We start from the raw sequence: 13,363 nt of genomic DNA on the forward strand, positions 1-13,363 counted from the left end.
CACTCGTTCGGGTGAACGAGACGTGAGCTTGTTTCAAGCCGGGTGCGTGCGTCGATAAGGAGATCAGCGCCGGGGGCACGCCCCCCGACCCCCGGCGCCTCACCTCACCGCCGCGCGAGCGACGACGACCCCCTGGCCGCACGAGCCCCTGACCGCACGAGCCCGCGGTGGTGGGCCGTCAGCGGGATCACTCCCGGCGTCAGTACCGCGTAAAGGACGCGTTCGGGGACGTAAGGGACCCGTCAGGCACCCTCAAGTCCACTTCGTCCCCGTGCACGCTCCTCCCCGTCACGACCACCAACCGGGCGGTCGGGGAGGAAAGGGACGTCGATGGCCGACCTGGCCTACGTGCTGTTGCTGGTGGGGGTCTTCGCGCTCCTGGTGCTGGGCGTGCGCGCGCTGGAGCGGCTGTGAACGGGACCGGGGTGGTCGCGAACGCCGTGGCGGGCGTGCTCGCGCTGGGGCTGCTGGTCTACCTGTTCGTCGCGCTCGTCCGCCCGGAGCGGTTCTGATGCCCACCGCCGGGCTGATCCAGGTCGGCATCCTCGTCGTGGCGCTGGCGGCGGTCCACCGGCCGTTCGGCGACTACCTGGCCCGGGTCTACACGAGCGACGAGCACCTGGGAGCGGAGCGGGTGGTCTACCGGCTCGCCCGGGTCGACCCCGCCTCCGAGCAGCGCTGGGGCACCTACGCGCTGTCCGTGCTCGGGTTCTCGTTCGCGGGCGCCCTCCTGCTCTACGTGCTGCAACGCGCCCAGGAACTCCTGCCCTGGGACTTCGGCCGCGGCGCGGTCCCGCCGGGCACGGCGTTCAACACCGCGATCAGCTTCGTGACCAACACCAACTGGCAGTCGTACGTCCCGGAGCAGGTCATGGGGCACGCCGTCCAGGTGGTCGGGCTGACCGTGCAGAACTTCGTGTCCGCCGCGACGGGGATGGCCGTCGCGATCGCGCTGGTGCGCGGCTTCACCCGCAGCCGCTCCGACCGGTTGGGCAACTTCTGGGTGGACCTGACCCGGGGCGTGGTGCGGGTCCTGCTGCCGGTGGCGTCCGTGTTCGCGGTCGTGCTCGTCGCCACGGGCGTGGTGATGAGCTTCCGGGCCGGGGTCGTGGTGGACGGTCAGGACGTGGCCACCGCGCCGGTCGCGAGCCAGGAGGCGATCAAGTTGTTGGGCACCAACGGGGGCGGGGTGCTCAACGCCAACTCCGCCCACCCGTTCGAGAACCCGACCTGGGTGTCGAACCTGGTGCAGGTCTTCCTGATCCTGCTCATCCCCGTTTCCCTGACCCGCACCTTCGGCACGCTGGTCGGTGACCGCCGGCAGGGCCGGGTGCTGCTGGGTGTCATGGGTGCGCTGTGGACGGTGATGCTCGCCGTGGTCTGGGCCGCGGAGGCGCACGGCCTGCGCCCGCTGGAGGGCAAGGAACTCCGGTTCGGCATCCCGGGCAGCGCCCTGTTCGCCAACACCACCACCGCCACGTCCACCGGCGCGGTCAACGCCATGCACGACAGCTTCACCGGGCTCGGCGGCGGCGCGCTGCTGCTCAACGTGCTGTTCGGCGAGATGACGCCGGGCGGGGTGGGCACCGGGCTCTACGGCATCCTGGTGATGGCGGTGATCGCCCTGTTCCTGGCGGGCCTGATGGTCGGCCGCACGCCGGAGTACCTGGGCAAGAAGCTCGGCCGGCGGGAGGTGGCCGCCGCGGTGGTGTCGGTGCTGGCGGTGCCCTCGGTGCTGCTGGTCGGCGCGGGCGTCGCCGCGGTGCTGCCCTCCACCAGGGCGGCGTTGGGCAACCCGGGCGAGCACGGCCTGACCGAGATCCTCTACGCCTACGCCTCGGCGTCCAACAACAACGGCAGCGCGTTCGCCGGGCTCACCGCGACCGGCGACTGGTTCCAGGCTTCGCTGGGCGTGTGCATGGGGATCGGCCGGTTCGCGCCGATCGTCGCGGTGCTGGCCCTGGCCGGCTCCCTGGCCGCGCAGCCCAGGACCCCGGTCACGGCGGGCACCCTGCCCACCACCGGCCCGCTGTTCGCCACCCTGCTCGGCGGCTCGGTCGTGCTGGTCGCCGCGCTGACCTTCGTGCCCGCCCTCGCCCTCGGTCCCGTCGCGGAGGCCCTTCGATGACCGCCCTGATGAGCGCGCTGCCCGACGCGGTGCGCAAGCTCCACCCGCGCCGGCAGGCGCGCAACCCCGTCATGTTCGTGGTGTGGGTCGGCTCCGCGCTGGTCACGGTGTTCGCGGTGGCCGATCCGGACGTGTTCACCGCCTCGGTGGCGGTGTGGCTGTGGCTCACGGTCCTGTTCGCCAACGGCGCGGAGGCGGTGGCCGAGGGACGCGGCAAGGCGCGGGCCGAGGCGCTGCGCAGGACGCGCCGGGACACCGCGGCGCGCCTGCTCGACGGCCGCACCGTGCCCGGCTCCGAGCTGCGGCCCGGCGACCTGGTCGTGGTCGGGCCGGGCGAGGTGGTCCCCGGCGACGGCGACGTGGTCGAGGGCATCGCCTCGGTCGACGAGTCGGCCGTCACCGGGGAGTCCGCGCCGGTGGTGCGCGAGTCCGGCGGCGACCGGTCGGCGGTGACCGGCGGCACCACCGTGCTGTCCGACCGGATCGTCGTGCGCGTCACCACCGAGCCCGGCGCGACGTTCGTGGACCGGGTGATCGCGCTGGTCGAGGGCGCCCGGCGGCAGAAGACGCCCAACGAGATCGCGCTGTCCACCCTGCTGTCGGCGTTGACGGTGGTGTTCCTGCTCGCGGTGGTGGCGTTGCAGCCGTTCGCGGTGCACTCCGGCGGTGAGCAGTCGGTGGTCGTGCTGACCGCGCTGCTGGTGTGCCTGATCCCGACCACGATCGGGGCGCTCCTGTCGGCCATCGGCATCGCGGGCGTGGACCGGCTGGTGCGGCGCAACGTGCTGGCCACGTCGGGGCGTGCGGTCGAGGCGGCCGGGGACGTGGACACCCTGCTGCTGGACAAGACCGGCACCATCACCCTGGGCAACCGGCGCGCCACCGACCTGCTCCCGGCGGCCGGCGTCGCCGGGACCGAGCTGGCCCGGGTGGCGCGCCTGGCCAGCCTGGCGGACGGCACGCCCGAGGGCCGCAGCGTCGTCGAGCTGTGCGCCGAGCGCTACGGCCTGGCCGGGGAGCCGACCGAGCGGGAGCGGGCGGGCGAGCCCGTGCCGTTCTCCGCGCGGACCCGCACCAGCGGCGTCGACCTCGACGGCCGCCGGCTGCGCAAGGGCGCGGCGAGCGCGTTCGCGGTCGACGGGCCCACGCGCGCCGTGGTCGACGAGATCAGCGCGCTGGGCGGCACCCCGCTGGTGGTGGCCGAGGACGACCGGGTGCTGGGCGTGGTCCGGCTGACCGACGTGGTCAAGCCGGGCATGGGCGAGCGGTTCGCCGAGCTGCGCGCCATGGGCATCCGCACGGTCATGGTGACCGGCGACAACCCGCTGACCGCGAGGGCCATCGCGACCGAGGCCGGGGTGGACGACTTCCTGGCCGAGGCCACGCCCGAGGACAAGCTGGCACTGGTCCGGCGGGAGCAGGAGGGCGGTCGGCTGGTCGCGATGACCGGTGACGGCACCAACGACGCGCCCGCCCTGGCCCAGGCCGACGTCGGGGTGGCGATGAACAGCGGCACCTCCGCGGCCAAGGAGGCCGGGAACCTGGTGGACCTGGACTCCGACCCGACCAAGCTGATCGAGATCGTCGGGATCGGCAAGCAGCTGCTGATCACCAGGGGCGCGCTGACCACCTTCAGCGTGGCCAACGACCTGGCGAAGTACTTCGCCGTGCTGCCCGCCATGTTCGCCGCCGTCCACCCCCAGCTCGACGCGCTCAACGTCATGCGCCTGGCCTCGCCCCAGTCGGCGATCCTGTCGGCGGTGGTGTTCAACGCCCTGGTGATCGTGGCGCTGGTGCCGCTCGCCCTGCGCGGCGTGCGCTACCGCCCGGCCGGCGCCGCCGCGCTGCTGCGGCGCAACCTGCTGGTCTACGGCCTCGGCGGCGTCGTCACGCCGTTCGCCGGGATCTGGCTGATCGACCTCCTCGTCCGACACATCCCCGGGATCGGGTGACCTCGTGCACGCGTTCGCCAAACAGCTGCTCGCGGGACTGCGCGTGCTGCTCCTGCTCACGGTGCTCGCCGGGGTGCTCTACCCGGCCGCGGTGTGGGGCGTCAGCCGGGTGCCCGGCCTGCGCGCCAACGCCGAGGCCGTCGACACCACCCTGGTCGGGACGGGCGGCCGCTGGTTCCGCACCCGGCCGTCCGCGGCGACCCTCCCGGCCTCGGGCGGCTCGAACAAGGGAGAGCTGAACCCCGAGCAGGACGCGGTGGTGGTCGCGCGCCGCGCCGAGGTCGCCGCCCGGGAGGGCGTGTCCGGGGACCGGGTGCCGCCGGACGCGGTCACCGCGTCGGCCTCCGGCCTGGACCCGCACATCAGCCCCGCCTACGCCGAGCTCCAGGTGCCGAGGGTGGCCCGGGAGACCGGCCTGGCCGAGGACCGGCTGCGCGCCCTGGTCGCCGAGCACACGGCGGGCGGGGTGGTCACCGAGGTCGTGGTGGACGTGCCGGCCCTCGACCGCGCCGTGGAACGGGCACGCGCACACTGAACCGGTGGACGGCAAACGCAAGCGCGGGGAGCTGCGGATCTACCTCGGCGCGGCGCCCGGTGTGGGCAAGACCTTCGCCGTGCTCGGCGAGGCCCACCGGCGCCGCGACCGGGGCACCGACGTGGTCGTCGGCCTGGTCGAGACGCACGGCCGGGAGCGGACCGCCGCGCTGCTCGACGGCCTGGAGCAGCTGCCCCGCGCGCACGTGCGCCACCGCGGCGTGGAGCTGGCGGAGCTGGACCTCGACGCCCTGCTGGCCCGCGCGCCCGAGGTCGCGGTGGTGGACGAGCTCGCGCACACCAACGCGCCGGGCTCGCGCAACGCCAAGCGCTGGCAGGACGTCGAGGAGCTGCTCGACGCCGGGATCGACGTGCTGTCCACGGTCAACGTGCAGCACCTGGAGTCGCTCAACGACGTGGTCGAGCGCATCACCGGCGTGGCGCAGCGCGAGACCGTGCCCGACGAGGTGGTGCGGCGCGCCGAGCAGGTGGAGCTGGTCGACCTCACCCCCGAGGCGCTGCGGCGCAGGCTCGCCCACGGCAACGTCTACGCCGCGCACAGGATCGACGCGGCGCTGGGCAACTACTTCCGGGTGGCCAACCTCACCGCGCTGCGCGAGCTGGCCCTGCTGTGGGTGGCCGACCAGGTGGACGTGGCGCTCCAGCGGTACCGCTCGGAGCAGCGCATCACCGACACCTGGGAGACCCGCGAGCGGGTCGTGGCGGCGATCAGCGGCGGCCCGGAGAGCGAGACGCTGATCCGCCGGGCCCGCCGCGTCGCGCTGCGCGCCGGCGCGGAGCTGCTGGTCGTGCACGTCCTGCGCGGCGACGGGCTGACCGGCGCGTCACCGCGGCAGGTGGCCGGGTTCCGGCGGGTCACCGAGGACCTGGGCGCGACCTTCCACACCGTGGTCGGCGACGACGTGCCGACCGCCCTGCTGGAGTTCGCGCGCGGCGTCAACGCGACCCAGCTGGTGCTGGGCACGTCCCGGCGGCCCCGGCTGGCGCGGGTGTTCGAGGAGGGCATCGGCTCGGCGGTGATCCAGGAGTCCGGGCCCATCGACGTGCACATGGTCACCCACGAGGAGGCGCGCCGCGGCCCGCGGTGGCGGCCCGGCCGCAAGGCGCTGTCCCGACGCCGGCAGCTGGCGGGGTGGGCGCTGTCGGTGCTGCTGCCGCTCACGGTGACCGGCGTGGGCCTGCTGGGCGGGCGCGCGCTGACCTTCGCCACCGACCTGGTCGGGTTCTTCCTGGCCACGGTGCTGGTCGCGCTGATCGGCGGGCTCGGTCCGGCGGTGGTCGCGGCGCTGTTCGGCGCGGGCCTGCTGAACTTCTTCTTCACCCCGCCGTACCACAGCCTGGCCGTGGCCACGACGGAGAACCTGGTCACGCTGGCGGCCATGCTGGTGGTCGCGGTGCTGGTCGCGCTGGTGGTGGACCGGGCCGCCCGGCTGGTCGAGCAGGGCGCGCGGGCCCGCACCGAGGCCGCCCTGCTCGCCTCCTACGCGCGCACCGTGCTGACCAGCCCGTTCCCGGTGGTGCGGCTGCTGGAGCAGGTGCGGGAGAACTTCGGGCTGGAGTCGGTGGCGCTGCTGGAGCGGCGCGGCGGGACGTGGGCACGGGTGGCGTGCGTGGGGCCGGGGCCGTGCGACGAACCCGACGAGGCGGACGTGGACGTGCCGGTGACCGCGGACGTGCACCTGGCGCTGCGCGGGCGGGCGCTGCCCGCGAGCGACCAGCGCGCCCTGGAGGCCGCGGCGGGTCAGGCGCTGCTGGCGCTGCGGCAGCAGCGGATGGCCGCCGTGACCGCGCAGGCGCAGCGGCGGGCCGAGACCACCGAGCTGCGCACCGCCCTGCTCTCGGCCGTCGGCCACGACCTGCGCACGCCGCTGACGTCCATCAAGGCCGCGATCGGCAGCCTGCGCGATCCCGACCTGCGGCTGTCCGCGCAGGACACCGCGGACCTGCTGGAGACCGTGGAGGTGTCGGCCGACCGGCTCACCGGGCTCATCGACAACCTGCTGGACTCCTCCCGGCTGGCCACCGGGGCGGTCGCGCCCCGGCTGCGGGCGGTGACCTACGACGAGGCCGTGGCGCGGGCGCTGGCGGGCGTCGACGAGCGCGCCGCGGTGTCCCTGGACGTCGCCGAGCACCTGCCGCCCGTGCTGGCCGACCTGGGCCTGCTGGAGCGCGTGGTGGCCAACGTGGTGGACAACGCCCTGCGCCACGGCAGGCTGAGCCCGCGCCGCGTGGTCGACGTGGACGGCGACGGCACCATCGCGGTGGACGAACCGGAGGTCGCGGTGCGGGCCAGCGCCTACGGCGACCGGGTGGAGCTGCGCGTGGTCGACCACGGGCAGGGCCTGCCCAAGAACACGGCCGAGGCGGTGTTCGAGCCGTTCCAGCGGCTCGGCGACCGCGACGCCACCCCCGGCGTCGGCCTCGGGCTGAGCGTGGCCAAGGGCTTCGTGGACGCCATGGGCGGCACGATCACCGCCGAGGACACCCCGGGCGGCGGCCTGACCGTGGTGATCTCCCTGCCGGTCGCGCGGGCGGTGGTGGCGTGACCACGGTCCTGGTGGTGGACGACGACCCGCAGGTCCTGAGGGTGCTGCGGATCAACCTGACCGCCCGCGGCTACGCGGTGCGCACCGCCGCCGACGGGGCCTCGGCGCTGCGGGAGGCCGACGGGGTGGACCTGGTGCTGCTCGACCTGGGGCTGCCCGACGTGGACGGCGTCGAGGTGATCACCCGGCTGCGCCGGTCGAGCACCGTGCCGGTCGTCGTGCTGTCCGCGCGGCCGGGGTCGGCGGACAAGGTGCGGGCGCTGGACGCGGGCGCCGACGACTACGTCACCAAGCCGTTCGGCATGGACGAGCTGCTGGCCAGGCTGCGGGCCGCGGTGCGCCGCGCCGGCCGGCGGCCGTCCGGGGAGCCGCCGGTGCGCACCGCGTCGTTCACCGTCGACCTGACCGCGAAGAAGATCGTCCGCGACGGCCGCGAGGTGCGCCTGACCCCGATCGAGTGGGGCCTGCTGGAGACCCTGGTCCGGGCGGGCGGCGAGGTGGTCGACCCGGAGAGCCTGATGGCGCGGGTCTGGGGGCCCGCCTACACCTCGGCCACCCACTACCTGCGCGTCTACCTGGCGCAGCTGCGGCGCAAGCTGGAACCGGAGCCGTCCCGGCCGCGCCACCTGCTCACCGGGCCCGGCCGGGGCTACCGGTTCCAGGTGTGAGCCGCGCCGGTCAGGCCGCGCGGCGCCGGCTCACCGGCCTCAGGCGCGTGCGCCGCGCCGGGCGGGTCCCGTCGGCCCGCTCGTCGGCCTGCTCCGGGTCGTCGGCCTGCTCGTCGGCCGGGTCGAGGCCGGCCCCGGACCCGGTGTCCGCCCGCACACCACCCCCGGGACCGCGGTGACCGCGCCGGACCACCACCAGCGCCACCAGGGCCAGCACCAGGATCGCGTGGGAGGTCACGCGCGTCACCGTCGCCTGCCCGGTCACCAGGTCCCACGCCGAGAACGCGCCCAGCACCACCACGAACGCCGCCACCACCGGCAGCAGCCCGCCCGCCGCCCGCGGCTTCAGCGCCGCCCACAGCAGGCCCACCCCCAGCGCCAGGTTCCACGCCGTGCCCTCGTTGAACAGGTGGTCCGGGCCGGGTCCGTGGGCGCCGTGCCCGGCCGCCCGCGCCGCGGCCGCACCCGCCCCCAGCAGCTGGGACAACCCCAGGGTCAGCTGCGCGACCGCCACGGCCGCCAGCCCGCCGCGCGCGTACCAGCCCTCGGTGCGCACGGGCGGCGGCGCGGCGTCCAGCACGGCGGTCGCCAGGTCCGGCGTCGGCGTCGCCGGGCGCAGCCGCAGCGACCTGGTCACGGCCGCCGCGCCCCCTTCCCAGGCCCGGCACGCCGCGCACCCGGCCAGATGCGCGTCCGTCTCGGCGGCGGGCACCGGTTCCCCCTCGCCGTCCAGGCGGGCGGACAGGGCCTCGCGGCAGGTGTCGCAGTCCACCCCGACATTGTCGGCCACCCGGCGCCGGTAGTCCCGGGGGACGACCCGGTCAGCGCAGGAGCGGATCAGCGCGGGACCCCGTCAGCGCAGGGGGCGCTCGTCGGCCACCGTCCACTTCACGGCCTTGAGCACGCCACCGGCCGTGGTGCTCTCACCGACCGCCACCCCCCGGTTGTTCAGCGCCACCGGCAGGCTGTGCGCGCCGCCCAGCGACCCGAGCCAGGTGCGCTTGCCGTTCCGCCACAGGAACGCGCGCGGCGCGTCCGGGTCGTCCGCCGACGACCAGCCCAGCACGTCGCCCCGGTCGTTGACGGCCACCGCCTCGGCCGGTCCGGGCACGTCCAGCAGGACCGGCTTGCCGCCGCCCGGCCACAGCGTCGCCCGCCGCACCCCGCTCGCGTCCGTCGTCACGCCGACCACGTCACCGCGCTCGTTGAGCGCCTGCGGCCCGTTCGCCACCCGGCCGTCGGGCGACAGCACGGTCACCGCGTCGCCCTCCCAGCGCAGGGCCTGGCCGTCCTTGTTGCCCACGACCACCCCGGCCTCGTTGATCGCCGACAGCTGGTAGGCGTCCGTGCCCGGCGTCGTGGCCAGCCGCGTGCACGTGGTGCCCGCGCAGCGGAACGCGTAGCGGTCGCCGGCGAACATCGGCACCTTCGACCCGACCACCACGCCCGCGTCGTTGACCGCGTCGACGAACAGGTGCGGCTCGGACAGCGGCAGCGCCTCGTGCCTCCCGCCGCGCCACACCGCGGCCCGCTCCTGGTGGTAGCCGGAGGACGAGGTGGAGTAGGTCATCGGCACCTCGCCGGCGGCGTTGATCGCCTCCGCGACCACCCAGCCCGAGCCGCGCGGGGTGATGTCGACGACCGCGCCCGCCTGCCAGATCCGCGGCTGGTTGACGTAGGGGCCGACACTGCTCTTGGCCTCGACGACGAGCACCTGGCCGCGCTGGTTGATCGCCCGCGGGTTGCCGGTGCCGAGGTCGACGGCCGCGCCGCCGGGCGTCCAGTGCACGCCGCGCGGCGGGCCGTTGCCGTAGGCGGCGCCGATCACCTGGCCGAGGTCGTTGACGCCGACCGTGCGGTGGGTGGGGTAGCCGGGCAGGCCCGGCAGTTCGGTGATCAGCACGTCGGCCCCGGCGGCCGGTGCGGTCACCAGCGGCAGGGCGACGGCCAGGGCGAGGGGTACCAGGAGGGATCTGGGCATGGTTCGCTCCGTTGCGAGATGTCCATCTGAACCGATTCGCACGCTAGTCCCGGTTCGACCGGGACGGCGTCGTCCGGACAGCGGAATCGAGGGGGAGGTCACATGTCCCGCAGGACTGCGGCGGTGCTGGTGGTGGGGGTGGCGGCGGCGCTGCTGACGACCGGGGCCACGGCCGCCGAGCCCGGACCACCGGTCCCCGGATCGCCCGCGCGGAACCCGGCGGCGGGCTTACCCGGCGGCGTGGTGACCCTGCTGACCGGTGACCGGGTCACCGTGCGGGCCGGGCGCGTCGAGGTGCGGCCGGGCCGGGGCCGCGAGCGGATGACGTTCCTCCAGCGCCGCGACCGGCCCGGCGACCTGAGCGTGGTGCCCCTCGACGCGGCGGCCGGCGTGCGGTCCGGGGTCCTGGACGAGCGGCTGTTCGACGTGGCCGGCCTCCTGCGGGAGGGCTACGACGACCGGGCCGGCGGGGTGACGCCGCCGATCGTCGCCACCGACGGCCCGGCCGTCGCGGGGGAGCCGCTGCCGAGCATCGGCGGGTACGCCGTGGACGCGCCCAAGGACGGCTCCCACTGGTCGGCGGTGCGGGCGGCCGGGGTGACGCGGGTGTGGCTGGACGGGCCGGTGCGGTCCTCGCTGGACCGCAGCGTGCCCCGGGTCGGCGCGCCCGAGGCGTGGCGGGCCGGGCACACCGGCCGGGGCGCGACGGTCGCGGTGCTGGACACCGGGATCGACGCCGGGCACCCCGACCTCGCCGGCGCGGTGGTCGAGGCGCGCAACTTCAGCCGCAGCGACACCACCGACGACCGCAACGGCCACGGCACGCACGTCGCCGCCACCATCACCGGCTCGGGCACCCACCAGGGGGTCGCCCCGGACGCCCGGCTGCTGGTCGGCAAGGTGCTCGGCGACGGCGGCGGGGGCCGCGAGTCGGACATCATCGCCGGCATGGAGTGGGCCGCGTCCGCGCGCGCCGACGTGGTGAACATGAGCCTGGGCACCTCCTGGCCCACCGACGGCACGGACCCGATGTCGCTCGCGGTCGAGCGGCTCACCGAGCGGAGCGGCGCGCTGTTCGTCGTGGCGGCGGGCAACACCGGGCCCGTGGCGGGCACCATCGGCAGCCCGGCCGCCGCCGACGCGGCGCTCACCGTCGGCGCGGTGGACCGCGAGGACGGCCTCGCGCGGTTCTCCTCGCGCGGTCCGCGCGCGGGCGACGGCGCGATCAAACCCGACATCACCGCGCCGGGCGTGGAGATCGTGGCGGCGCGGGCGCGCGGCGGCTACATCGGCACGCCGGTCGGGGAGTCGCACGTGGCGCTGTCGGGCACGTCGATGGCCGCGCCGCACGTGGCGGGCGCGGCGGCGATCCTCGCCGCGCGGCACCCGGACTGGACGGCCGAGCAGCTCAAGGGCGCGCTCACGGGCAGCGCCCGGCCCCACGAGGCGCTGTCGGTCCACGAGCAGGGCGCCGGCCGGCTGGACGTGGCGCGCGCCGTCGCCCAGTCGCTGTCGGTCACGCCCGCGTCGCTGAGCCTGGGCACCGCGTCGTGGCCGCACCACGACGACGCCCCGCTCCAGCGGCGGCTGACCTACCACAACGGCGGCACGACCCCGCTGACCCTGGAGCTGACCACCGACGTGCGCGACCCGGCGGGCAACCCCGCCCCGGCGGGCCTGGTCACCGCCTCGCCCTCCTCGGTCACCGTCCCACCGGGTGGTTCCGCCCCGGTCACCGTCACCACGACGACCTCGCTGGACTCCCCGGACGGCCGGTACGGGGGAGCGGTGGTGGCCACCGGCGGCGGCGCGTCCGCGCGCACGCCGATCGCCCTGACCAAGGAGGTCGAGAGCCACGACGTCACGCTGACCTTCCTCGGCCGCGACGGCGAGCCCACCGGGGACCACGACTTCCGCTTCGCCGACGTGGCCCGACCCGAGTCGTACTCCGGCCACGACCCGTCCGGCACGGTCACCGTCCGGCTGCCCCGGGGCGCCTACCACTTCGACGCCTACGTCCCGGACTCCCCGGACCTCGGGCTGACGCAGTTCCTGGAACCCGACGTCGAGGTGACCGGCCCGGTGAGGCTGGTGCTCGACGCGCGCGAGGGCAGGCGGATCGGGATGCGGGTCGCCCGGCCCGGCGCGCGGGTCGGCTTCGCCGAGACGGCCTACCACCGCGAGACCGCCGCCGGACCGATCGCCTTCGGCACGATCGCGAGGGACTTCGAGGCGATCCGGTACGCCCCGTCGAGGACGTCCGCACCAGGTCAGGCCGGCTTCGCGGTGTGGGCGCGGCTGGCCGAACCCGACGGCACCGGCTACTTCGCCGGCAGCCCCTACCAGTACAACGTGGGCTGGGCGCACGACGGCGGCGTGCCCGCGCGGCTGGAGCGCGCCTTCGCCGACCGCGACCTGGTGGAGGTCACCTCGAAGGCCCCGGCGGCGGTCGCGGGCGGCTCCGGGTTCGTCCACCAGGTGGCGGGCGGACCGCTGCCGATGCGCGTCACCGAGCGCTACTCGCCCGGCATCGACTGGTCGGGCAACTTCATCCAGGGGGAGAACCCCGACCTGTACCCGTTCGAGGCGTACCAGCTGACCGCCTCGCCCCGCCGGTTCCAGCGGGGGCGGCCGGTCACCGAGGAGTGGAACGCCGCCGTGTTCGGCCCGGCGTTCCCGAGGACGGCGGACCCGGGCCAGTGGGCCCGCCGGTTCGGCGACCGGCTCACCGTGGACGTGCCGCTGTTCACCGACCAGGCCCCGGACCACTTCGGCTACGCCCGGGTCCACGAGGGGTGGACCAGGCTGCACCGGGACGGCGAGCTGATCGCGGAGCAGGCGGTCGAGGGCAACCTCAGCGCCGAGTTACCAGCCGAGGAGGGCACCTACCGCCTGCACACCTCGGCCGACCGGACCGGCCTGTCGGAGCTGTCCACCCGGATCTCGGCCGACTGGACGTTCACCACGGGGCACGTCGAGGGCCGGGAGGGGCGGGCCCTGCCGCTGCCGGCGGTGCGGTTCGCCCCGTCGCTGGACGACCGGAACCGCGCGCGGGCCGGGCGACCGTTCACGTTCCCGGTGTACGTGCAGGTCAACGGCACGACCCGGACGTCCGGGGTGCGCACCGCCGTGCAGGTCTCCTACGACGACGGGCGGACCTGGCGGCCCGTGCCGCTGATCGGGCTGGGCGGGCGCTGGGTCGCGGTGGTCGTGCACCCGGCCGGGGCCCGGTTCGCCTCGCTCCGGGCGCAGGCCCGCGACGGGGCCGGCAACTCGGTCGACCAGACGATCATCCGGGCCTACGCGCTGGGGTGAGGCCGGCGGACCCGAGACGAGACGGGGAGCAGGGTGGGGAGGTTGGTCGAAAATGAATTTGGGAAATTCCCCGCTCCCTTAGAAGGCGAGCGGCTGATATTGAGCCTTTTCATCGTAATGGTGCAGGTCACGGCATGGGCTGAGTGGCTGAAGCGTGGTGGGCGACGCCCTCGGTAAGACAGCAGTCGACCAAGATCCAATGCTCCGACCGGGAGCCT

The 13,363-nt window shown here is 75.3% G+C and carries 9 protein-coding genes; 7 read left to right on the top strand and 2 right to left on the bottom strand.

The genetic code is table 11. The features are described 5' to 3' along the window. Window positions 1-410 precede the first annotated feature (410 nt). The 6 genes from kdpF to ACFP3R_RS00690 are packed head-to-tail and all read left to right on the top strand — an operon-like array spanning window position 411 to window position 7,849. Window positions 411-512: a K(+)-transporting ATPase subunit F gene (gene kdpF, locus ACFP3R_RS00665; protein WP_380631693.1), complete on the top strand. Its 102-nt coding sequence runs from the start codon at window positions 411-413 to the stop codon at window positions 510-512. Further along, on the top strand, window positions 512-2,128 hold the full coding sequence (kdpA, locus tag ACFP3R_RS00670) for a potassium-transporting ATPase subunit KdpA (protein ID WP_380631694.1): 1,617 nt from the start codon (window positions 512-514) through the stop codon (window positions 2,126-2,128). The genes kdpF and kdpA overlap by 1 nt, the downstream gene beginning before the upstream one ends. Continuing rightward, complete coding sequence (gene kdpB / locus ACFP3R_RS00675; RefSeq protein WP_380631696.1) at window positions 2,125-4,080, top strand: potassium-transporting ATPase subunit KdpB; 1,956 nt, start codon at window positions 2,125-2,127, stop codon at window positions 4,078-4,080. Before kdpA ends, kdpB begins: the two co-directional genes overlap by 4 nt. A 4-nt stretch (window positions 4,081-4,084) precedes the next feature. Further along, on the top strand, window positions 4,085-4,615 hold the full coding sequence (locus ACFP3R_RS00680) for a potassium-transporting ATPase subunit C (RefSeq protein WP_380631698.1): 531 nt from the start codon (window positions 4,085-4,087) through the stop codon (window positions 4,613-4,615). 4 nt (window positions 4,616-4,619) lie between these two features. Next, complete coding sequence (locus ACFP3R_RS00685) at window positions 4,620-7,181, top strand: DUF4118 domain-containing protein (protein WP_380631700.1); 2,562 nt, start codon at window positions 4,620-4,622, stop codon at window positions 7,179-7,181. Next, entirely contained in the window at window positions 7,178-7,849 is a 672-nt protein-coding gene (locus tag ACFP3R_RS00690; protein WP_380631701.1) for a response regulator, read from the top strand. The genes ACFP3R_RS00685 and ACFP3R_RS00690 overlap by 4 nt, the downstream gene beginning before the upstream one ends. Window positions 7,850-7,859: 10 nt before the next feature. Here ACFP3R_RS00690 and ACFP3R_RS00695 read toward each other — a convergent pair whose 3' ends face one another. After that, window positions 7,860-8,639 (bottom strand): zf-HC2 domain-containing protein, encoded by a 780-nt coding sequence (locus ACFP3R_RS00695; RefSeq protein WP_380631703.1) that lies wholly within the window; start codon window positions 8,637-8,639, stop codon window positions 7,860-7,862. Between the two features lie 63 nt (window positions 8,640-8,702). After that, complete coding sequence (locus tag ACFP3R_RS00700; protein WP_380631704.1) at window positions 8,703-9,830, bottom strand: hypothetical protein; 1,128 nt, start codon at window positions 9,828-9,830, stop codon at window positions 8,703-8,705. 102 nt (window positions 9,831-9,932) lie between these two features. Here ACFP3R_RS00700 and ACFP3R_RS00705 point away from each other — a divergent pair, with 102 nt between their 5' ends. Next, window positions 9,933-13,145 carry a S8 family serine peptidase gene (locus ACFP3R_RS00705; protein ID WP_380631705.1) on the top strand — a complete coding sequence of 1,071 codons (3,213 nt, stop codon included), beginning with the start codon at window positions 9,933-9,935 and terminating at the stop codon, window positions 13,143-13,145. The last annotated feature ends 218 nt before the right edge of the window (window positions 13,146-13,363 follow it).

The sequence above is a fragment of the Saccharothrix lopnurensis genome (assembly GCF_042658445.1).
Classification (GTDB): Bacteria; Actinomycetota; Actinomycetes; order Mycobacteriales; family Pseudonocardiaceae; genus Actinosynnema; species Actinosynnema lopnurensis.